Source organism: Pseudomonas sp. P179 (assembly GCF_000478485.2).
Classification (GTDB): Bacteria; Pseudomonadota; Gammaproteobacteria; order Pseudomonadales; family Pseudomonadaceae; genus Pseudomonas; species Pseudomonas aeruginosa.
The window spans coordinates 256,967-278,923 of sequence record NZ_KI517354.1; the positions used below are offsets into that span (position 1 = coordinate 256,967).

Annotated in this window: 10 protein-coding genes; 3 read left to right on the plus strand and 7 right to left on the minus strand. The window is 68.7% G+C overall.

Going from position 1 to position 21,957, the window contains the following annotated elements; genetic code table 11:
• The first annotated feature begins 93 nt into the window (after nucleotides 1-93).
• The gene (locus HMPREF1224_RS13975) at nucleotides 94-606 is read left to right on the plus strand and encodes a BRO-N domain-containing protein (protein ID WP_010793037.1); all 513 of its coding nucleotides are present in this window, start codon (nucleotides 94-96) and stop codon (nucleotides 604-606) included.
• 485 nt (nucleotides 607-1,091) lie between these two features.
• On the opposite strand, the gene pvdL is transcribed toward HMPREF1224_RS13975, so the two are convergent.
• The gene (gene pvdL, locus HMPREF1224_RS13980) at nucleotides 1,092-14,120 is read right to left on the minus strand and encodes a pyoverdine non-ribosomal peptide synthetase/polyketide synthase PvdL (RefSeq protein WP_010793038.1); all 13,029 of its coding nucleotides are present in this window, start codon (nucleotides 14,118-14,120) and stop codon (nucleotides 1,092-1,094) included.
• 72 nt (nucleotides 14,121-14,192) lie between these two features.
• Nucleotides 14,193-14,957 (minus strand): pyoverdine biosynthesis thioesterase PvdG, encoded by a 765-nt coding sequence (gene pvdG, locus HMPREF1224_RS13985; protein ID WP_010793039.1) that lies wholly within the window; start codon nucleotides 14,955-14,957, stop codon nucleotides 14,193-14,195.
• A gap of 643 nt (nucleotides 14,958-15,600) precedes the next feature.
• Between pvdG and pvdS the strand changes: the two genes are divergently transcribed.
• Entirely contained in the window at nucleotides 15,601-16,164 is a 564-nt protein-coding gene (pvdS, locus tag HMPREF1224_RS13990; protein WP_003113068.1) for a pyoverdine signaling pathway sigma factor PvdS, read from the plus strand.
• A 16-nt stretch (nucleotides 16,165-16,180) separates the two neighbouring features.
• Here pvdS and HMPREF1224_RS13995 read toward each other — a convergent pair whose 3' ends face one another.
• Both HMPREF1224_RS13995 and ppk2 read right to left on the minus strand, forming a co-directional pair.
• A complete protein-coding gene (locus HMPREF1224_RS13995; RefSeq protein WP_003113069.1) occupies nucleotides 16,181-16,648 on the minus strand; it encodes a hypothetical protein in 468 nt (155 codons plus the stop codon).
• 86 nt (nucleotides 16,649-16,734) lie between these two features.
• Entirely contained in the window at nucleotides 16,735-17,649 is a 915-nt protein-coding gene (gene ppk2, locus HMPREF1224_RS14000; protein WP_003089666.1) for a polyphosphate kinase 2, read from the minus strand.
• 261 nt (nucleotides 17,650-17,910) lie between these two features.
• Here ppk2 and HMPREF1224_RS14005 point away from each other — a divergent pair, with 261 nt between their 5' ends.
• The gene (locus tag HMPREF1224_RS14005) at nucleotides 17,911-18,156 is read left to right on the plus strand and encodes a hypothetical protein (protein ID WP_003113070.1); all 246 of its coding nucleotides are present in this window, start codon (nucleotides 17,911-17,913) and stop codon (nucleotides 18,154-18,156) included.
• Nucleotides 18,157-18,192: 36 nt separating this feature from the next.
• Here HMPREF1224_RS14005 and HMPREF1224_RS14010 read toward each other — a convergent pair whose 3' ends face one another.
• The 3 genes from HMPREF1224_RS14010 to HMPREF1224_RS14020 are packed head-to-tail and all read right to left on the minus strand — an operon-like array spanning nucleotide 18,193 to nucleotide 21,567.
• On the minus strand, nucleotides 18,193-19,197 hold the full coding sequence (locus tag HMPREF1224_RS14010) for an HlyD family secretion protein (RefSeq protein ID WP_003113071.1): 1,005 nt from the start codon (nucleotides 19,195-19,197) through the stop codon (nucleotides 18,193-18,195).
• Entirely contained in the window at nucleotides 19,194-19,403 is a 210-nt protein-coding gene (locus HMPREF1224_RS14015) for a DUF1656 domain-containing protein (RefSeq protein ID WP_003116901.1), read from the minus strand. The genes HMPREF1224_RS14010 and HMPREF1224_RS14015 overlap by 4 nt, the downstream gene beginning before the upstream one ends.
• Nucleotides 19,393-21,567, minus strand: coding sequence for an FUSC family protein (locus tag HMPREF1224_RS14020; protein ID WP_003160355.1), 2,175 nt, complete (start codon nucleotides 21,565-21,567; stop codon nucleotides 19,393-19,395). The genes HMPREF1224_RS14015 and HMPREF1224_RS14020 overlap by 11 nt, the downstream gene beginning before the upstream one ends.
• Nucleotides 21,568-21,957 lie beyond the last annotated feature (390 nt).

A 21,957-nucleotide genomic window follows, 5' to 3' on the forward strand; every position in this document is an offset into this window, starting at 1 on the left:
CACAGCCTGCTGGCCCAACACCCACGAGCGGCCTGTCTCCCTGCCGCGCCGGCAGAAGCCAGGCAGCGGACAGCTCAGAGAAGGATTTCTCCTATGCACGGCCATACCCAGCTTGCCCCGCACTACTTCTTCCGACAGCAGCGATTGCTGCGCGCGCTGCTGATCGACGACCAGGCCTGGTTCGTCCTCGACGACTTCGCCCGGCTCATCGAACACAGCCAGCCCGAACAGATGCTCGCCCGCCTGGACGACGACCAGGCGCGCCGGGAGTCGTTGCGTTCCGAACGTGGCGAAGACCAGGCGCAGTGGCTGATCAGCGAGTCCGGCGCGTATGCCGCGCTGATCTACCAGCAGCGCGGCGATGGCAGCGAATTGCGCCGCTGGCTCAGCGGCGAGGTGGTGCCGGAGTTGCGCAGCGCCACCGACGACAGCGGCATGCCACGCTACGTCAAGTTGCGCTGGGAGCGCCAGGTGGTGCACATGCTCGACTGGCAGGGCAAGCTCTGGGTGAATTTCAGCGAGATGCCCGACCTCCTCGAACGCCAGGGCGAACCCATGGTGCAACTGGGTTGGCGACGCTGGTTGAGCAAGTTGCGGCCGCTCTAGGCGCCGCTCTGGCGTCGTGTTGGGCGGGGCCTGTCAAATCTGCCAGCTTAAGCGGCGCGGCGCCATCCATTAACAATAGAGCAACGACTCGGGCCTAGCCTCTCCTTTCCCACGGACAGCACGAAACCGCTGGCATGAAGATAACGCGAAACCTTCTGGACGATCTCTACACGGATGACCAGGGCAGCCAGGACCTGACGGGCCTCCGTCAGCCTCGCAAGATGCGTCGTGAAACCAAGGAGAAGCCGCGCAAGCGAACGCTGCGCGACTCCCGGCCGGACCGTCCCCTGTAGGAGCTACGCTCGCCTAGCGGGCGGGTTCGCCGCTCCGAACGCCCCTCTCCCTCAAGGTCAGAGGGCTGGTTTGCCTAGAACGAATTTGTAGAAAGGCCCGCCAAGGACGCCCGGGCGTCTTCGGCGGGCCTTTTTCATGCCTTTCCGCCACGCGCCCCGCACAGGTATCCGGCCTGTGGCGGGGCGCGTGCCTCAGAGCATTTCCAGCTTCGACATCAGGTCGTTCAGGCGCTCGGCCTTCTGCTCGCTGATCTCACTCGGGGCCAGGGACTCGATGTAGCTGGCCAGCTCTTCCACCGTGGTGCATTCGAACATCGCCCGTAGCGGCACGTTGCGTTGCAGGGCCTTCTGCACCCGCGAGGCGATCTGGGTGGCCAGCAGCGAATGCCCGCCGAGTTCGAAGAAGTTGTCGAACACCCCGACCCGCTCGACCTTCAGCACCTCGGCCCAGATCCGCGCCAGGGTTTCCTCCAGTTCGTTGCGCGGGGCCTGGTAGGCCTGGTTCTGCATCTGGCCGATGTCCAGCGCCGGCAGCGCCTTGCGGTCGAGCTTGCCGTTGGCGTTGAGCGGCATCCGGTCCAGCACCAGCCAGTGCAGCGGCACCATGTAGTCCGGCAGGTCGGCGCGCAGTTGCTGCTTGATCCGCTCGAACCAGGCGCCCTGCTCCACCATCAGTCCGGCCGGCGAGTCGGCGCTGGAACGCTGTGTCTCGCCGGGAACCAGGTAGCCCACCAGGTACTTGCCGTTCGCCCCTTCCTGCACCGCCACCGCCGCCTCGCGGACGTCGGCGCGTTCGTGCAGGCGCGCCTCGATCTCGCCCAGCTCGATGCGCAAGCCGCGCAGCTTCACCTGGTGGTCGATCCGCCCGACATATTCCAGCACTCCGTCGGCGCGCCGCCGCGCCAGGTCGCCGGTACGGTACAGACGCTCGCCCGGCGCGCCGAACGGATGCGGGACGAAGGCCTGGGCGGTGCGCAGCGGATCGCCGACGTAGCCACGACCGACGCCGGTGCCGGCCACGCACAGCTCGCCCACCGCGCCCAGCGGCACCAGTTCGAAGGCGTCGTCGGCGCCGGCGCCGAGCAGGTACAGGCGGTTGTTGTCGGTGGGACTGCCGATCGGCAGGTAGGTGCTCTCGGTGGAGGCCAGGTCGACGCGGAAGAACGCCACGTCGTCGGAGCATTCCGCCGGCCCGTAGGCATTCACCAGGCCGATCCGCGGGTAGCGCTTGAGCCACTGGCGCGCCAGTTCCGGCGGCATCGCCTCGCCGGTGGGCAGCATCCAGCGCAGGCCGTCGAGGGCCTGGCGCTCTTCGGCGAGCATGCCCTGGATCAGCGACGGCACGCTTTCCAGCACCGTGATGCCCTGTTCGCCGACGTGCGCCAGCAGGCCCTGCGGATCGTGGGCGATGGCGTTCGGCACGATCGCCACGCGGGCGCCGAACAACGGCGCGGCGAGGAACTGCCAGACCGAGATGTCGAAGCTCTGCGAGGCGGTCTGGGCGATCACGTCGTTCTCGTCCAGTTCCAGGTACGGGACCTTGCTCAACTGGTTGTTGAGCATGCCCGCCTGCTCCACCATCACGCCCTTCGGCAGTCCGGTGGAGCCGGAGGTGTAGATCACGTAGGCGAGGTTCTGCGGCCCGCTGTAGACCTGCGGATCGTGCTCGGCGCCCTCGCCCTGCTGGATCTCGTCCCACACCAGCAGGCGCGGCCGGTCGACGCAGCCGAGTTCGTCGAACAGCGCCAGCGCCTGCTCGCGGCAGGCCTGGGTGCAGACCAGCACCGGCGTGCGGCTCAGCTCGACGATCCGGGTCAGGCGCTGGGTCGGATGGCCGGGGTCGAGCGGCAGGTAGCCGGCACCGGCCTTGAAGCTGCCGACGATCATGCCGAGCAGGTCGAGGCCGCGCTCGGCCAGCAGTGCCACCGGCTGGTCGATGCCGACGCCGGCGGCGCGCAGGGCGTGGCCGAGGCGGTTGGCCCGGCGGTTCAGCTCGGCGTAGCTCCAGCGCTGTTCCAGGCAACTGGCGGCGATGCGCTGCGGATGGGCCGCCACCTGCGCCTCGAACAGCCGCACGTAGCCTTGCTCCAGCGGGTAGTCGCGGGCGCTGCGGTTGCAGCCGTCGAGGAGGAAGTCGCGCTCGTCCTCGCCGAGCAGCGGCAAGGCCTCCAGTTCGCCGTGGAAACCGTCGGCCAGGGCCAGTAGCAGGCGCTTGAACTCGCCGAGCAGGCGCTCGACGGTCGGCGCCTCGAAGTAGCGCTGGTCGTAGGACAGGTGCAGGCCGAGGTCATCACCCGGATAGCAGACCACGGTCAACGGGAAGTTGGTGTGGGTACGCCCGGAGTCGGAACTGGCGTTCAGGCTCTGCGCGCGGTCCAGCACCGAGACTTCCACCGGAGCGTTCTCGAACACGAACAGGCTGTCGAACAGCGGCTGGCCCTTGGGCAGCTCGCTGCTTTCCTGGATGGCTACCAGGGGCAGGTGCTCGTGCTCGCGCAACTCCAGGTTGCGCTCGAACAGCCGGTTCAGCCATTCGCGCACCGTGCAGCGCTGGCCGGCGGCCGGCATCTGCACGCGCAATGGGATGCTGTTGATGAACAGGCCGACGGTGCGCTGCATTTCCGGCATGCCCACCGGGCGCCCGGCCACGGTGACGCCGAAGAGCACGTCGCGCTCGCCGCTGAAGCGGCGCAGGGTCAGCGCCCAGGCGGCCTGGGCGAAGGTGTTGACGGTGAGCTGGTAGCGCTGCGCCAGTTCGCGCAGGCGCGCGCCGTCGGCGGCGTCCAGACGCGTATAGCGGTCACCGACGATCATCCCGCCGCTTTCGCCGGCGTGCTCGCGGAGGAACGGGCGGTCGCTGGGCACCAGGGTCGGCCGCTCGAAGCCGCGCAGGCTCTCGCTCCACCAGCGGCGCGACTGCTCCAGGTCCTGGCGTTGCAGCCAGGCGATGTAGTCGCGGTAGCGCGGCGGCGTCGGCAGGTTCGCCGGGCGGCCTTCGCCGAGGGCGCCGTAGATCTCGAAGAAGTCGTTCATCAGCAGGCCACGGCACCAGGCATCGATGAGGATGTGGTGGTTGCTCATCATGAACCAGTAGCGCGCCTCGTCCAGGCGGATCAGGCGCAGGTGGAACGGCGGCTGTTCGAGCAGGTCGAAGCCGGCCTCGCGCTCGCGCTTGTGCAGCGCTTGCAGGCGTTCCTCGTGGCCGTCCTCCGGCAGTTCGCTCCAGTCGAGGAACTCGATGCGGGTGCGACCGGGCTTGTGGATCACCTGCAACATCGTTTCGCCAGCATTCCAGACGAACGACGCGCGCAGCGCCTCGTGGCGGGCCACCACCGCCTGCCAGGCGGCGGCGAAGCGCTCGGGATCGAGCGGGCTGTCGATCCGGTAGCGGTCCTGCATGTAGTAGATGCCGGTGCCCGGTTCCAGCAGGGTGTGCAACAGCAACCCTTCCTGCATCGGGGTCAGCGGATAGACGTCCTCGATCTCGCCGGCCGGCACCGCCAGGGCGTCCAGTTGCGCCTGGCTCAGTTGCGCCAGCGGGAAGTCGGACGGGGTCAGGCCGCCGGCGCCGTCTTCCAGGCAATGCTCGATCAGCGCCTGCAGTTCGGCGAGATAGGCCTGCGCCAGCTCGTTCACCGTCTGCGCGTCGTAGCGCTCGCGGCTGTAGGTCCAGCGCAGCACCAGCTCGCCGCCGTAGACCTGGCCATCGACGCTCAGCTCGTTGGGCAACGGCGCCTGCTCGTCGTGGATCGGCCCGGTGGGCTGGTCCAGCGGCTGGAACAGGGCGTCGGCGAAGCTCTGGTCGAACTGTCCGAGGTAGTTGAAGGTTATCGGCGCCGTGGGCAGCGCGGCCATCGCCTGGCGCACCGCCGGATCGGCGAGGTAGCGCAGCACGCCGTAGCCGAGGCCTTTGTGCGGCACCGCGCGGAGCTGTTCCTTGATCGCCTTGATCGACTCGCCCGGGCTCTGCGCCGGGGTCAGGCGCAACGGGTAGGCGCTGGTGAACCAGCCGACGCTGCGGGTCAGGTCGATATCGTCGAACAGCGCCTCGCGGCCATGCCCTTCCAACTGCACCAGCGTCGATGGCTGCCCGCTCCAGCGGCAGAGCACGCGAGCGAGGGCGGTCAGCAGCAGGTCGTTGACCTGGGTGCGGTAGGCCGCCGGCGCCTGTTGCAGCAATTGCCGGGTACGTTGCGGGTCGAGCCGCAGGCTGACACTTTCCGCCAGCGCCTCGCGGTTGTCGCCCTGCGGGCGGTCGCACGGCCACTCGACCGGCTGCCCACCCAGCCGGGCTTGCCACCAGCCCAGCTCCTCGCGCAGCGATTCGCTGCCGGCGTAGGCCTGCAGGCGTCCGGCCCAGTCGCGGAAGGCGCTGGTCTTGGCCGGCAGCGCCGGTTCGGCGCCCTCGGCGAACTGACGGTAGACCTGTTGCAGGTCCTCCAGCAGCACCCGCCAGGACACCCCGTCCACCACCAGGTGGTGGATCGCCAGCAGCAGGCGTTGCTCACCGGCCGGGCCGTCCACCAGCACCGCGCGCAGCAGCGGCCCCTGTTCGAGGTCGAGGCTGCGCTGGGCCTTGGCGAACAGCTCGGCGCATTCGTCGAAGGATTGCACCGGGACGTGCCAGAGCAGTTCCTGTTCGCGCAGCGGACGATGCTGCGCCAGCCACTCGCCGTCGACCTGGCGGAACGCCAGGCGCAGGGCATCATGCTGTTCGACCAGGCGTTGCAGGGACTTGCGCAGCAGACCGAGGTCAATGGCCTGCCGCGGCTGCAACAGCAGCGACTGGTTCCAGTGTTCGCGGCGCGCCAGCGGCAGGTCGAAGAACCAGTGCTGGATCGGCGTCAGCGCGCTGTCGCCCTGCACCGGCCCCTGCTCGGCCTGGCTGGCCTGGCTGTGCCGGGCCACCGCGGCGAGGCTCTGCACGGTCTGGTGCTGGAACAGGTCGCGGGGGCTGAAGTGGATGCCGAGCTGGCGGGCGCGGCTGACCACCTGGATCGACAGGATCGAATCGCCTCCCAGTTCGAAGAAGTTGTCGCCGAGACCTACCCGCTCGACGTTCAGCACCTCGCGCCAGACCCCGGCCAGTTGCTGCTCCAGCACGCTGCGCGGGGCCTCGTAGGCCTGCCGGTTGAGCGCCGGGTCGGGCGCCGGCAGCGCGCGGCGGTCGAGCTTGCCGTTGGCGGTCAGCGGCAGGCTGGCGAGCAACAGCAGGTGGGCCGGCACCATGTAGTCCGGCAATTGCTGCTTGAGATGCGTTTTCAGCGCCTCGCGCAGCGCCGCCTGGGCGTCCTCGTCCTGCTCGGCCACCGCGCTGGCGACATAACCGGCCAACTGCTTGCCGCTCGGGCTGTCGAGCGCCAGGACCAGCGCTTCGCGAACCTGCGGATGCTCCAGCAGGCGCGCCTCGATCTCGCCCAGTTCGATGCGGAAGCCACGGATCTTCACCTGGTGGTCGATGCGGCCGACATATTCCACCTGGCCGTTGTCGCACAGGCGCACCAGGTCGCCGGTGCGGTACAGGCGGCCGCCCTCGGCAGCGAAGGGATCGGGCACGAAGCGCTCGGCGCTGAGCGCCGGACGCTCATGGTAGCCGCGCGCCAGGCCGGCGCCGCCGACGTAGAGTTCGCCGGTCGCGCCCTGCGGCACCAGGGCCAGGTCGGCATCCAGGATGTAGGCGACCCGCGCACCGACCACGCTGCCGATCGGCACGCTGGCGGCGCCCTCCTCCAGTCGTTCGGGAGCCAGGCAGGCCAGCGGCATGACCACCGTTTCGGTCGGTCCGTAGGCATTGAAGAACGACGCCGGGGCGAAGGCCTGGCGAATCCGTTGCAGGTGCTCGCCGGTCAGCGCTTCGCCGCCGGTGATGCACATGCGCACCGGCAACTGCCGGCCCTGGCTCTCCAGCCACTGGGCGAGTTGGCTGCCGTAGCTCGGGGTGAAGCCGAGGATGCTCACGCCCTCCGCGCGGATCAGCTCGCAGATTTCCTCCGCGCCCCACTGGCCCTGGGCCCGCAGCACCACGCGGGCGCCGCACAGCAACGGGGCCAGCAGGCGCTCGCTGGCGGCGTCGAAGTTGATCGAATAGAAGTGCAGTTCACAATCCTCGGCGCGCATGCCGAAGCGCTCGATCACCGCGGCGCAGTGCATGGCGATCTCGCCGTGGGAGACCGCCACGCCCTTCGGCTTGCCGGTGGAGCCGGAGGTATAGATCAGGTAGGCCTGGTGCTGCGGCCCGCTCAGCGCTGCCAGCGGCGCGGGGTCCTCGGCGTCCAGCGCCGGGCCGTCCTCCTCGAGGCACCAGCGCGCCACGCCCGCCGGCAGCTCGCCGAGGGCCTCGAACAGCGCCGCGTGGCTGAGCAGCAGGCGTACGCCGCTGTCCTCGATCATGTATTGCAGGCGCTCCAGCGGATATTCCGGGTCCAGCGGCACGTAGGCGCCGCCGGCCTTGAGGATCGCCAGCAGGCCGACGACCATCTCCAGCGAACGCTCCAGGGCCAGGCCGACCCGCACTTCCGGGCCGACGCCGTGACTGCGCAGGACGCGCGCCAGACGGTTGGAGCGGGCATCGAGTTCGGCATAGCTCAGGGTCTGTCCGGCGAAGGTCAGCGCCGGGGCCTGGGGGCTGGCCGCCACGCGGGCGGCGAACAGGCCATGGAGGGTGTCCTGGAGCCCTGCCTCGCCGGCCGTGCCGGCGAGCAGCAGTTGCTTCCGCTCCTCGGCGGCGAACAGCGGCAATTCGGCAATGCGCCGCTGCGGGTCGCCCAGCAGCGCCTCCAGCAGGTTCTGCCAGTGTCCGGCCATCCGCGCGATGCGCGGTTCGTCGAACAGGTCGCGGCTGTAGGTCAGGCAGCAGCCGAGGCGCTGGTCGAGGTCGGTGACCTCCAGGTTGAGGTCGAACTTGGTCGCCCGCGCATCGTTGGCGATGTACTCGACGGTCATCCCGGCCAGTTGCCGGGTCTGCTGGAACTCCCAGCGCTGGACGTTGCACATCACCTGGAACAACGGGTTGTAGGCGGCGCTGCGCGGCGGTTGCAGGGCTTCCACCAGGTGGTCGAACGGCAGGTCCTGGTGCGACTGGCCATCGATCACGGTCTGCCGCACCTGCTCAAGCAGCTCGCCGACGCTCATCTGTCCGTCGAGCCGGCAGCGCAGCACCTGGGTATTGAGGAAGGCGCCGATCAGCCCTTCGCTCTCCGGGCGGATGCGGTTCGCCACCGGCGCGCCGATACGCAGGTCCTGCTGGCCGCTGTAGCGGTAGAGCAAGGCCGCAAGGGTGGCGGTCATGGTCATGAACATGGTCAGCCCGCGGGCGGCGTTGAAGCGCCGCACGCGCTCGGCCAGCTCGGGGCTCAGGTCGAAGCGGTAGAGGTCGCCCTGGTGGCTCTGCACCGGCGGGCGTGGCCGGTCGCCCGGCAGTTCGAGCAGCGGATGCTCGTTGCCCAGCTGGGCCTTCCAGTAGTCGAGCTGGCGCTGGCGCTCGCCGCTCTCCAGCCACTCGCGCTGCCACACGCTGTAGTCCAGGTACTGGACCGGCAACGGCTCCAGCGGCGATTCGCGGTCGTCGAGGAAGGCCTCGTAGAGCGCGCCCAGTTCGCGGGCGAAGATGTCCATCGCCCAGCCTTCGGTGACGATGTGGTGCAGGGTCACCACCAGGTAGTGCTCGCGCTCGGCCATCTTCACCATGCAGACCCGCAGCAACGGCCCGCTCTCAAGGTCGAAGGGCCGGTGCGCCTCGCTGTCGGCGAGGGTCTGCAGGTGCTGCTGGCGGCTGTCGCGGTCGAGCGCGGAGAAGTCCTGCCAGTCCATGTGCAGGCCGCCATCGCCGTGCACGCGCTGTACCGGCACGCCGTCGACGCTGGGGAACGTGGTGCGCAGGGTCTCGTGGCGCTGCACCAGGGCCTGTAGCGCGGCCTCGAAGCGCGCCACGTCCAGCGGCCCGCTCAGGCGTGCCAGGCCGCCGACGTTGTAGGCCGGGCTGTCCGGCTCCAGTTGCCAGAGGAACCACATGCGCTGCTGCGAGTAGGACAGCGGCACCGGCTGCTCGCGGTCGATGCGGCGGATCGCGCCGTGGCTGTCGGTACGTCCGGCGGCCTGGGCTGCGCGGACCTGTTCGCAGAAGGCCTCCAGTTCGCTGGCCTCGAACAGCGCGCGCAACGGCAGTTCGACGTCGCAGGCCTGGCGGGTGCGCGAGACGATGCGGGTGGCCAGCAGGGAATGCCCGCCGAGCTCGAAGAAATCGTCGCGCAAGCCGACCCGCGGCAGGCCGAGCACTTCGCTCCAGATCGCGGCGATGCGCCGTTGCAGCTCGGTCCGCGGCTCGACGTGCTCGCGCTGCTGCCAGACCGGCTCCGGCAGCGCCCGCGTATCCAGCTTGCCGCTCGGGCCGAGGGGCATCTGCGCCAGGCGCATCAACTGCGTCGGGACCATGTATTCCGGCAGTTCGGCCTGTAGCGCGGCGCGCAGACGCTGGTTCTGCTCGGCTTCCGCCTCGGCGCCGACAGCGCCGGTGTAGTAGCCGACCAACTGGCTGCCGGCCACGCCTTCGCGGATCACCACTACCGCCTGGGCCACCCCCGGCTGCGCCAGCAGGCGTGCCTGGATTTCCTCCGGCTCGATGCGGAAGCCACGCAGCTTGACCTGCTGGTCGAGGCGGCCGAGGTATTCCAGCACGCCGTCGGCGTTCCAGCGCGCGCGGTCGCCGGTGCGGTACAGGCGCTCGCCGGCGGCCGAGAACGGATCGGCGACGAAGCGCTCGGCGCTCAGCGCCGGGCGCCCCAGGTAGCCGCGGGCCAGGCCCAGGCCGCCGATGCACAGCTCGCCGGCGACGCCGGCCGGCAGCAGGTTGAACTCGGCGTCCAGCACGCGGCAGACCACGTTGCCCAGCGGTCGGCCGATCGGCGAACGCTCGCCGTCTTCCGCGCGGCACTGCCAATGGGTGACGTTGATGGCGGTCTCGGTCGGCCCGTAGCGGTTATGCAGGGCCACCGCCGGCAGGCGTTGCAACACGCGGTTGCGCAGCTCCGCCGGAAGCGCCTCGCCGCCGGAGAACAGGCGGCGCAGGCTGCCGCAGGCGGCGACGCCGGGTTCGTCGATGAACAGTTGCAGCAGCGGCGGCACGAAGTGCAGCGTGGTCACCCCGAACTGCCGCACCAGTTCCACCAGGCGCGCCGGATCGCGGTGCTCGCCGGGGGCGGCGAGGACCAGCCGGCAACCGGTGACCAGCGGCCAGAAGCACTCCCACACCGACACGTCGAAGCTCACCGGCGCCTTCTGCATCAGCACGTCGTCGCCGTCGAGGGCGTAGGTGGCCTGCATCCATTGCAGGCGCTCGGCCAGCGCCGCGTGGGTGTTGCCCACGCCCTTCGGCTGGCCGGTGGAGCCGGAGGTGTAGATGACGTAGGCGAGATTGTCGCCGTGCAGGTGCAGGCCCGGTGCCTGGCTCGGCCAGTTGTCGAGCTTGAGGCTGTCCAGGCAGATCGGCGTGACGCCCTCCGCGCCAGGCAGGCGCTCGAACAGATGGGCCTGGGTCAGCAGCAGCTCGACGCCACTGTCGGCGAGCATGTAGGCCAGGCGTTCGCTGGGGTAGTCCGGGTCCAGCGGCACGTAGGCGCCGCCCGCCTTGACGATCGCCAGCAGACCGACCAGCAGTTGCGGCGAACGCTCGGCGCAGATCGCTACCCGCACGTCCGGGCCGACGCCCTTGTCGCGCAGGTAGTGGGCCAGGCGGTTGGCCCGGGCGTGCAGTTCGGCGTAGCCGAGGCTGCCGCCGTCCCACTCCAGGGCGACGCGTTCGGCGGACTGCGCCAGTTGCCGCTCCAGCAGCTCCGGCAGCAAGGCGCGCGCCGGCTCGCAGGGCGCGCTGCCCCATTCGGCGAGGTGCGCCGCCTGCTCGGCGTCGACCAGGGCGATATCGCCGAGGCAGCGCTGCGGGTCTTCCGCGACCTGGCGCAGCAGCTCCAGGTATTGCGCGGCGAAACGCCGGATGCTGGCCTCGTCGAAGAGGTCCGCGGCGTAGTCGAAATTCAGGGTCAGGCGACCGCGAGCGTCCTCCTCGCTCTGCAGTTGCAGGTCGAACTTGGCTTCGCGGCTGTGCCAGGGCAGCTCGTCGGCGAGCAGGCCGGGCAGCCGGCGCAACGCCGACAGGTCGCGCTGCTGGTGGTTGAACAGCACCTGGAACAACTGGCCGCCCTGGCCGCAGGCCGCGAGCACCTGGTCGAACGGCAGGTCCTGGTTGGCCTGGGCCCCGAGGGTCGCCTCGCGAGCCTCGCCGAGCAACGCGGCGAACGGCTGGCGCGCCCGGGGCGTGCCGCGCAGGACCAGGGTGTTGATGAAGAAGCCGACCAGCCCCTGGGTCTCCAGGCGCTGGCGGTTGGCGCTGGGCACGCCGATGCGGATCTCGCCCTGCCCGCTGTGGCGATGCAGCAGCGCCTGGAACGCCGCCAGCAGCCACATGAAGACACTCGCCTCATGGTCCAGCGCGGCCTCGCGGATAGCCCGCGCCAGGGCTTCGTCGACCCGCAGGCTGTAGCGCGCGGCGGGCGACGCCTGGCGCGCCGTGCGCGGATGGTCGGTGGCCAGTTCCAGCACCGGCGCCGTGTCGCCCAGGCGCTCCCGCCAGTAGGCCAGTTGGCGGGCGCCCTCGCCCGCGTCCAGCCACTGCCGTTGCCAGGCAGCGAACTCGGCGTAGTGCAGTTCCAGCGGCGCCAGGTCGGCCGGCTGGCCGCCGCAGGCTTCGGCGTAGAGCCGCGAGAATTCGTCGAGCAGCAGGTTCAGCGACCAACCATCGGCGACGATGTGATGCAGGGTGACCCAGAGCTGGTGCTCCTGTTCGTCCAGGCGCACCAGGCTGACCCGCAGCAGCGGCCCCTTTTCCAGGTCGAACGGCTGCTGCGCCTCGGCTTCGCGGCGCTGCGCGGCAGCCGCGGCGCGTTCGTGCTCGGCCAGCGCGGCGAGGTCGACGAACTGCCAGGCGAACTCGCCCCGCTCGTCGATACGCTGCAAGGCCGCGCCGTCGCGCTCGAGGAAACGCGTGCGCAGCGCTTCGTGGCGTTCGACCAGGCGCTGGAAGCTGGCGCGCAGCGCCGCTTCGTCCAGCTCGCCGCGCAGGCGCAGGCCGCCGGGGATGTTGTAGGCGGCGCTCTGCGGATCGATCTGCCAGGTCAGCCAGAGACGCTGCTGCGCCGCCGACTGCGGCAGGTCGACACCGCGCGGCAGGTGCGCCATCGGTGCCTCGGCCGGCAGGCCGGCGGCCAGTTGGCGGGCCACCGTGGCGCTGAAGGCCTGCAGGGTCGGCGCCTCGAACAGTTGGCGCAGGTCGAGAGCGACGCCGAGACTGTCGCGCACCTGGGCGACCACCTGGGCGGCGCCGATGGAATTGCCGCCAAGCAGGAAGAAGTGATCGCGCGGCGCTACCTGCGCCACGCCCAGCCGGGCCTTCCAGATCTCGCCGATGCGTGCCAGCAGTTCGTCGTCGCCTGCCGGCGGCTGCGCCTCCTGCACGGCCTGGAGGCCGGGAAACAGCGCATAGCTGTCCAGGCTGCCGTCTTCCAGGCGCAGGCGGCAGGCGGAACGTTGCAGCTTGCCGCTGGACGTCTTCGGCAAGGCGCCGGGATTGAGCAGCGCCACCACCTTCGGCGCTTCCTGGTAGGCCTCGGCCACCGCCTGGCGGATCGAGTCGATCAGCTCCTGGGCCGGCACCGATTTCTGGACGCCGCGACCGATCTCGGCGGCGATGCCGATGCCTTCCTCGCCATCGACCGTGACCGCGAAGGCCGCGACCCTGCCCTTGCGCGCCGACGGCACCTCGCTCTCGACGGTGCGTTCGATGTCCTGCGGATAGAGGTTGTGGCCGCGGACGATGAGCATGTCCTTCAGGCGCCCGGTGACGAACAGTTCGCCGTCGCGGAGGAAGCCGAGGTCGCCGGTGCGCAGCCAGGTGCGCCCGTCACGCTCGACGAAGGTCTTCGCCGAAGCTTCCAGGTTGCGCCAGTAGCCGTGGGCGATGCTCGGCCCGGCGGCCCAGATCTCGCCGACGTTGTCGTCGCCGAGGACCTCGCCGCTCGCCGCGTCGACGATCAGCACGGCGTGTTCCGGCTGGCTGCGGCCGCAGCACATCAGCACGCTGCCTTCGCCTTCGGCGATGCGGTTGCGCGCCAGCGCCTCGCCATCCACCGCCAGGGCGGGAATGCCCTGGCCGCGCTGGCCGCCGGTGACGAACAGGGTCGCCTCGGCGAGGCCGTAGCAGGCGAAGAAACTGGACGCATCGAAGCGGCTGGCGGCGAATTTCTCGGCGAAGCGTTCCAGGCTGTCCTGGCGGATCGGCTCGGAACCGGAGAAGGCTACCCGCCAGCCGCTCAGGTCGAGACGCTGCAGGGCCGACTCGGCGACCCGCTCGCTGCACAGCCGGTAGGCGAAATCGGGACCGCCGCTGACGGTGCCGCCGTACTGGCTGATGGCTTCCAGCCAGCGCACCGGACGTTCGAGGAAGTAGCGCGGCGACATCAGCACGCAGGGTACGCCGCTGAAGATCGGTTGCAGCAGGCCGCCGATCAGGCCCATGTCGTGGTACAGCGGCAGCCAGCTGACGATCACGTCGTCGGCACCGATGCCGAAGCCTCGGCGGATCAGCACCTCGTTGGCGACCAGGTTGCCATGGCTGACCTGCACGCCCTTGGGCAATGCGGTTGAACCGGAGGTGTACTGGAGGAAGGCGATGTGCTCGGGACGCACTTGCGGCTCGTCCCAGGCCTCGGCAACGGCCGGGTCCAACTGGTCGACGCAGAGCAGTTGCAGGGCGTTGGCGGCGGACAGTTGCGCGTTCATCTGCAGCAATGGCTCGCGCAGGTCAGCGGTGGTCAGGACCAGGCGCGGCTCGGCGTCGGCGATGATCGACAACAGGCGTTCCTGGTGATGGCGGCGCGCCGATTCCGGCGGGTAGGCCGGCACCGCGATGACCCCGGCATACAGGCAACCGAAGAACGCCGCGACGTAGTCGGGGCCGCTGGGAAACAGCAGTACCGCGCGATCGCCCAGCTGCGCATGGGCCTGCAGGGCCGCGGCGATGCTCCGCGCGCGCAGGTCGAGATCGCGATAGCTGAGGACCACGCCTTCGCCATCGTCCTCGGCGAGGAAGCGCAGCGCCAGGCGCTCGGGCTCCTGGACAGCGCGGCGACGCAGGGCCTGGACCAGGGTGGTGGGAAGTTCGAAGGCGTCCATCATGTGTTTTCCTGCCTGAATTCGGCTTGCAATCGAGTTCTAGTGAGTCCCGGAAACAGTCGTCGCGGCCGCCCCTCAACTGGCGGCGCGCATGCTTCCCCGGACCTTGTCCTTGTGCCAGCGCAGCAGATGCTGGCCGGCGTAGCGACGCAGCAGGCGCAGCAACTGCCCCTGCTGTTCACGGATGAAAAAGTGCTGCCCGTCGAGCAGGTCGAGGGTGAAGTCGCCCCCGGCCTCATGCAGCCAGCCGAGCAACTCGGCGCTGCGCAGGCTGTCCTCGCGTCCGCCGAACAGGTGCAGCGCCGCTTCCAGCGGCCCATGCGCCTGGTAGCGGTAGCTGCCGGTGACGAGAAAGTCCGCTCGCACCACTGGCAACAGCATCTGCATCAGCGACGGATCGTTGAGGACGACCTCCGGAGTACCCCGGTAGTCGCGCAACGCGGCAACCAGTTCGGCGTCGGCCTTGGCGCGCCGGTAGCCGCTGACATCGTTTTCGGCGGGCGGGGATACGCCGGAGAGGAATAGCGCCAGCGGCCCTTCGAGGCCGCGCCGACGCATGGCATGGGCCAGTTCGAAGGCCAGCAGCCCGCCCAGGCTGTGGCCGAAGAAGGCGTAGGGAGAAGCGCTATCGAGGGTGCCGTGCAGCTCGCCGGCCAATTGCGCGACCAGGCTGGCGGCATCGGTATGCAGGGCCTCGCCGAAGCGAAGGCCGCGCCCCGGCAATTCCAGGGGCAGCAAGCGGATCCAGCCCGGCAGGCTGGGCTGCCAGCGGCGGAACAGCGTGGCGCTGGCCCCCGAATAAGGCAGGCAGAACAATTGCAGGGAAACGGCCGGGCTCACCTGCCGACCTCCTTGCGCCGCTGTCGTGGCCCTCGTCCGGGGCAGAGCGCTTTCCCATGATCGATCGGCATTTCCGTCTCCTGCTGCGCACGCCGGGGCGCCGGGCACCTGCCCGCGCTGTCACAGAGGGGAACGGATAACAACGGCAAATAATTAGCGCATGTAACCGCAATCTCCGGGCAACCGCGGAGCATTGCGCGAAAGGACGCCAACCCCTATCCATTCTGATGGGTTGTGCCCGGCGCTATCGCCGCATCGGCGATAGCGATGTACGCCATGGAGCAGTCGGGAACGGTTGTCGCAGCGCCTTCGCGCAGTTCTTGCGCGGAACGCCGGCAGGAGCGGCGAGGCATTCAATACCGATTTCTAACTAGCTGATTCCTAAAGATTATTAAAAAAATTTCGTCTGCGACGCATGACTGCAACATTGGCGCGGCCATCCTTCTGAAACGCCGAAGAATTTCTCCCCTCCATCATTCGCAGCGGCTATTTGCCAGCATGCGGACCATTCACGAATAAAGGTGAGATTGGTTATTTCTTCGTAATTGACAATCATTATCATTCAACATAATTTGTTGCGCCATGTGTGGGTCTTACCCCACCGCCAGTGCTCTGCAGCCCCCTCCGCAGCAAGGTGATTTCCATGTCGGAACAACTGTCTACCCGCAGATGCGATACCCCGCTCCTCCAGGCATTCGTCGATAACCGTACGATCCTGGTGAAGATCGCCGCCCGCATTACCGGTTGCCGCTCGCGAGCCGAAGATGTGGTCCAGGATGCGTTCTTCAGGCTCCAGTCGGCGCCGCAGATCACTTCGTCGTTCAAGGCACAGCTCAGCTACCTGTTCCAGATCGTCCGCAACCTGGCCATCGATCACTACCGCAAGCAGGCGCTCGAACAGAAATACTCGGGGCCGGAGGAAGAAGGCCTGAACGTGGTGATCCAGGGCGCCTCGCCGGAAACCTCGCACATCAACTACGCGACCCTCGAACACATCGCGGATGCCCTCACCGAGCTGCCCAAGCGCACCCGCTACGCCTTCGAGATGTACCGCCTGCACGGCGTGCCACAGAAGGACATCGCCAAGGAACTGGGCGTCTCGCCGACCCTGGTCAACTTCATGATCCGCGACGCCCTGGTGCACTGCCGCAAGGTCACCGCCGAGCGCCAGGGCGACAACGTCACCCATCTCAGCGCCCGCCGCTGACGGCGGCGAGCATTCCTCAGCGCCGGTAGCGGCGCACCGACGCCGCCTGCGCCTCGGCCCTGGCGGCGAAATGGGTTCCCAGCAGCAACAGCGCCGCGCGCTTGTGGCGAAAATCGAAGGGTTGGCCGCAGCAGCGGCAAAGGCCCGGCGCGGTTTCGCAGCGCTCCTTTCCCAGCGTTGTCCTCGGCGGCTCAACGGGACCGTCCAGGTAGAAATGGTGGACCAGCGCCGCCAACCACTCCGCCACCCGCTCCGGCTCTCCCCGCTCCCGCGGCCCAAGGGCGTAAAGCAAGCCCGTGGGATCGCCACGCCGGCGCTCCTCCTCGATGAATGCGCAGGTCGCGACAGGTTCAGGACGCTCCTGCGCCGGCTCGTGCGACTCGTTGCACGCAGGCCGTTGCCTGTCGCAGCGGGCATATGGATCGGCCTCGCGGCGCTCGAGGGGCGACGGAAACGACAGGCTGGAGGCTGGGGACGGAAGCATGGCCGGCTACTCGTGGGGCTTGCCTGAGTAACGTCGCATCCCGCCGCGAATTTACCCGTCCAGCCCGGCGTCCGGCCGAACGGCCATCAATAGACTTCCGGCACGATGATCTCACCGGGCGTCGGATGCCTGACGTAATCGGCGTGGCGCAGGCGCTCCGGCAGGTGTACCGGCGGCTGCGGAACTTCCCGGTAGGGCATCTGCTGCAACAGGTGGTGGATGCAGTTCAGCCGCGCGCGCTTCTTGTCGTCGGCCTGTACCACCCACCAGGGCGCCTCGGGGATGTGGGTGCGTTCGAGCATGGTTTCCTTGGCCTTGGTGTAGGCCTCCCAGCGCCGCCGCGACTCCAGGTCCATCGGACTGAGCTTCCACTGCTTGAGCGGATCGTGGATACGGCTGAGGAAACGCAGGTGCTGCTCGGCGTCGGAGATGGAGAACCAGTACTTGAGCAACTGGATGCCCGAGCGCGCCAGCATCTTTTCGAACTCCGGCACGCTGCGGAAGAATTCCTCGTATTGTTCGTCGTTGCAGAAACCCATGACCCGCTCGACCCCGGCACGGTTGTACCAGCTGCGGTCGAACAGGACGATCTCGCCACCGGCCGGCAGGTGCGAGACGTAGCGCTGGAAATACCACTGGGTCTGCTCGCGGTCGTTCGGCGCGGGCAGCGCGGCGACCCGGCAGACCCGAGGGTTGAGGCGCTGGGTGATGCGCTTGATCACGCCGCCCTTGCCCGCCGCGTCGCGTCCCTCGAAGAGAATCACCACCTTGTGCCCGGTGTGCACCACCCAGTTCTGCAGTTTCACCAGTTCCCGTTGCAGGCGGAACAGTTCGCGGAAATAGCGGCGCCGACTCAATTCGCCGGGCGCATCCTCCTGCTCGGGACCGAACAGCTCGTCCAGGTTCAGCTCGTCGTCGAGCAGTTCCTGCTCCAGCTCTTCGTCGTGTCGATCGAGCCAGTCGCGACCGATGCGGCCCGAGGTATCGCCATAGGAGTCCATGCGCTGCTCTCCACGTCATGCCGAAATACCGCGAATGCTAGGCGCGTCTTCATGACGGTTTGGTGACGGTTCGATGAAAACGTAGCGATCGCCCGCCGTCGAAAACAGTCGAAAGGTCACTGAAAGTCAGAAAATTCCCTAATCATTTGAATGACTTGGCCTAAGCTGGCCAGCCTCTCCGCACTTTCCACATGCTCCGCGCACCCCGGCGACCGCCGGGGCGAACCGCGCCCTTGCGGCGCCATTGATCGGAGATCGACCATGCAAGCGTTTTCCAAACAGCAACTCATCGATGCGCTGAATGCCCAGAGCAGCGACCTGGCCACCCTGCAGAGCCTGGTCATGGGCCTCTACCTGTGGATTCGCGACAGCCATGGCCAGGCCAGCGTCGATGCGGCCTTCCAGCGCGCCCGCGAGGAGGCCAGGCAATTCCGCCAGCAGAGCGGCAACCAGGCTGACGAGCGATTGATCCTGCACCTGGCGGAAATCGTCCGCGAACAACCCTGAGCCATGACCGGCACAGACTGACCGGTTCGGCCTGACTCAAGGCCGCAAGGCAGTCCCGGGCGCCGCGGAATCGACTTTCGCGGTGTCCTCCGCGGGCAGCACCCGGATGGTCGCGGTCACGCCGGCGCGCAAGGTGTTGCGCTGGCGATAGGCGGGATCGATGGCGATGCGCACCGGAATTCGCTGGGCCAGCTTGACCCAGGTATAGCTCGGGTTGATGTTCGCCAGCAGGCGCGAGCCCTCGGCATTCTCCCGGTCGGTGATGGCATGGGCGATGCTCTGCACGCGCCCGTCGAAGCGCTCGCCGCTCATCAGTTCCACCCGCGCCCGGCTGCCGACGTGGATGCCCGGCAACTTGGTCTCCTCGAAGTATCCGCTGACATAGAACGAATCGCGGTCCACCAGCGCCAGCAATGGCACCCCGGCGTGGGCGTAGTCGCCCTCGCGGGTCTGCAGGTTGGTCACGTAGCCGCTGACCGGGGCGCGCACCTGGGTACGTTCGAGGTCGAGACGGGCCTGCTGCAAGGCGGCTTCGGCAAGCTCCACGTTGGCCTGGGCCAGGCCGAGGCTGGCCTGGTTCCTCAGCAACTCGGCCTGGGCCAGGCTGACGTCGGTCTGGGCCTTTTCGTTCTCTTCCACCGATAGCATCGAGCGCTTCTGCAATGCCGAGCGCCGTTGCGCCTCGCTGCGGCGCTGGCGCAACTGGGCCTGGCTGGCCTCGATCGCCGCGCGCGACTCGCCCAGCGCCGCCCGCGCCACGTTCACCGCGCGCTCGGCGCGCAGCACCGCCAGTTCATAGCGCGCCGGATCGATGCTGAGCAGCAGCTCGCCCTTCTCCACGGGCTGGTTGTCGCTCAGCGGCAACCGGGTGATCAGCCCGGAAACGTCCGCCGACAGCGTCACCACATCGGCGCGGACCCGCGCGTCACGGGTCCAGGGCGTGCGGGTGTAGCGTTCCCAGGCGAGGAACACCAGCGCCGCCGCCACCAGCACCGCCAGCAGGGTGGCCAGGCGCGGCCATTTGCCTTGCAACAGGTTCATCGGGACATCTCTCCCATCCACAGGATCAGACCGGCGCAGATCGCGCAGTACAACGCGCCCTGGAACAGCGCTTCGTGCCAGACCCGCTGCAACACGCCGAAGCGCCGCAACAGCGGGTTGAGCAGCAGCAGGATCAGCCAGGCCAGCAGCAGCGCCTGGGCGATCGGCGGCAGGTAGGCGCCCCCGACCTCGACATCAGCGGGCATGTCCGCCCTCCTCTTCTGGTTCTTCGACGACCGCCGGTGCGCCGCGGTCCTCCTCCAGCAGCGTCCGATAGCGTTGCAGCGACTGCTGCAGGATCAGTACCGCGACATTCATGATGAAGCGCTGCCGCGTCGCCCCGAGGTCCTTCGACGGCTGCGCCAGCAAGGCCTCCAGGCCCCGCCCGAAACGCCGCAGGGCGGCCAGGGCGAGGTCCTGCCGCGGGGCGTCCGCGCCGCCGGCTATGTAGGCGGCGACCTCGCGCAGCGCCTCGCCCAGCAGCGGCTGCAACTCCAGCGGCACCACCCCGGCGTCATGCAGCGGCTCGCGCAGGCGGTTCAACGCCACGCCCATCACCACGCAGCCCAGGGCGCACTGGAAACGTTCCGCCGCAGCCGGCTCCTGGCTCGCCGGCAGCAGGCCGACCATCACCGCCAGGCGATCGATCATCCGCGTCTCGAAGGCGAAGCGCTGCGCCTCGCTGGCCTCGCAGCGCGACATTTCCGCGACGTCCTGGCGCGACAGGTAGAGCAGCCGGCGCAGGCGCGGGTCGGCGCGGAACGGATAGACCAGGGCGAACACCAGCACGGCGAGGACCGCCGCGGCGAGGAAGCCGCCGACGAACTCGAACCACTGCGAAGCGTTGCTGTAGTAGACCGCGATATTCTGCGGCGCCACCATCAGCAGGGTCTCCAGGCCGATGCCCATGGCGATCCCGGCGCTCAGCGGGCTGCTCAGGCCGACCGCGACCACGTACAGCAGCAACGCCATCCACAGCGCCAGCCACTCGAAGTCGGCGGATGCCGGCAACAGCACGAACAGCAGCGCCGCCGAGATCAGGATCGCCAGCAGCAGCCCGCGCAGGAAGTTCTGCGCCGCCAGCAGCGGACGCGGGAAGGTCGCCATCAGCGAGCACATCACGCCGACCAGCAGCAGGCTGCTGAGGGCGCCGTTCCAGGCGCTGGTGATCCACAGCCAGGCGGCGCAGGATAAGGCAACGAAAGCGCGCACGGCGTTCATCGAGGCCAGTGCCCAGTCCAGGTGCAGCGCCTGCGCCTGGCCACGGCGGTAGAAACTGCTGGCCTGGCGGCCGGACTGGATCGCATCGTTGAGTTCGAGCACTTCGCCCAGGCGCTGGAACAGCCGCGCGTATTCCCAGCGCAGGATCGCCACCTGCGGGCGCAGCGCCGGGCTCAGCGCCTCGTCGTAGGACTCCGCGCGCGTCGCCGCGGCATCGAAGGCCTGGCGCACCGCCTGGAACTCCTCCAGCACCTCGGAGGGTACCGCCCGCCCCTGCTCGGCCAGCGCGTCCAGCACCCGCAGCGCACGATCCAGCAGCGCCTGGATATCCGCCGGCAACGGCCCGACCCAGTGCGCCCGCACCAGCAGGCGATGCTGGCGCAGCAGCAACAGCCGCGAGGCCATCAGCACCAGCAGGTTACCCAGCAACTGCACCAGGCCATCGGCGCGGCGCAGGTTCGGCGCGTCGAAATAGAGGTGCCGGCGCAGGCCGTCCAGCGCGGTGATGCTGGCGACCAGTTGCATCTGCCGCTGGTTGAACGACTCGTCGCCCTCGTCGCCGCGGATCACCGCCGCGGCGTGCCGCGCGGTACTGCGGATCAGGCCGTCGACCTGGGCGAAGTAGCCCTTCGCCACCGCCTGCGGTCGCGCGCTGAGCAGGCTGACCAGGGCCACGCAGGCGACGCCCAGCAGGGTCTCGGTGACCCGCACCACGGCGAGCATGAAGGTGTTTTCCGGATCGGGAATCGACAGCACGGCGACGATCACCGCGGTGAAGCCGCTGAGCACGAAGGCGTGCGAGTCGGTGTAGCGCAGCAAGGTGCCGCCGGCGGTGCAGAGCGCCAGCCAGAGTCCCAGGGCGACGAAGAACGGCAACGGTTGCTGGGCGAACAGCGCCATGATCAGCACCGCCACCACGGCGCCAGCGAAGGTACCGAGGACCTGGGCGAAACTGCGCTTGAGAGCCATCCCGGCCAGCGGCTGGCTGACGATGACCACGGTCATCAGCGCCCACTTCGGCTGCTCCAGGTCGAAGAGGAAGGCCAGGTACAGGGTCAGCAGCCCGGCGGCGACGGTGCGCAGGGCGAACAGCAGGGTTTCCCGCGGCGGCCGCCAGAGCAAGCGGGCGTAGAATTTCAGCCCTTCCATGCCCGGCCCCGCACCTCCAGGCAACGGTTGGCCGCGGACCAGGCGGCGATGAAGCGACTCGACATGCTGGTTTCTCGTTCGGGGTTCATGCGGCGGGTTCGCTTCCAGTCTAGAAGGCGCAAGGAAATCCGTGGCCGCCTACGGGGGCGGGCAGGTGCGGTCGGCCACGGAGCGACGAGTCGCGGCTACAGGGTAAAAGCCCCGACGGCCTTCCCGGTAGCGCGTCCAGGCGAAAACCGTTTTCGCTGAGAACGAACGCTGCGGCGCCTTTCGATTGGGTAAGCTTGCTCAAGGCTGGATCGATTTAGCTTGCGAATCAAGCGGATAGAAAGCCCAAGGAAAACGACCAGGAGGAGCCGAGAATGCGTCGAGCGATTGCCACTGTATCGT

Bases quoted from the DNA above. Each gene is read 5' to 3' on its own strand.
- HMPREF1224_RS13975 (WP_010793037.1), top strand. From the start codon at position 94: ATGCACGGCCATACCCAGCTTGCCCCGCACTACTTCTTCCGACAGCAG.
- HMPREF1224_RS14005 (WP_003113070.1), top strand. From the start codon at position 17,911: ATGCAAGCGTTTTCCAAACAGCAACTCATCGATGCGCTGAATGCCCAG.
- pvdS (WP_003113068.1), top strand. From the start codon at position 15,601: ATGTCGGAACAACTGTCTACCCGCAGATGCGATACCCCGCTCCTCCAG.
- pvdL (WP_010793038.1), bottom strand. From the start codon at position 14,120: ATGATGGACGCCTTCGAACTTCCCACCACCCTGGTCCAGGCCCTGCGT.
- HMPREF1224_RS14015 (WP_003116901.1), bottom strand. From the start codon at position 19,403: ATGCCCGCTGATGTCGAGGTCGGGGGCGCCTACCTGCCGCCGATCGCC.
- ppk2 (WP_003089666.1), bottom strand. From the start codon at position 17,649: ATGGACTCCTATGGCGATACCTCGGGCCGCATCGGTCGCGACTGGCTC.
- HMPREF1224_RS14020 (WP_003160355.1), bottom strand. From the start codon at position 21,567: ATGGAAGGGCTGAAATTCTACGCCCGCTTGCTCTGGCGGCCGCCGCGG.
- HMPREF1224_RS13995 (WP_003113069.1), bottom strand. From the start codon at position 16,648: ATGCTTCCGTCCCCAGCCTCCAGCCTGTCGTTTCCGTCGCCCCTCGAG.
- HMPREF1224_RS14010 (WP_003113071.1), bottom strand. From the start codon at position 19,197: ATGAACCTGTTGCAAGGCAAATGGCCGCGCCTGGCCACCCTGCTGGCG.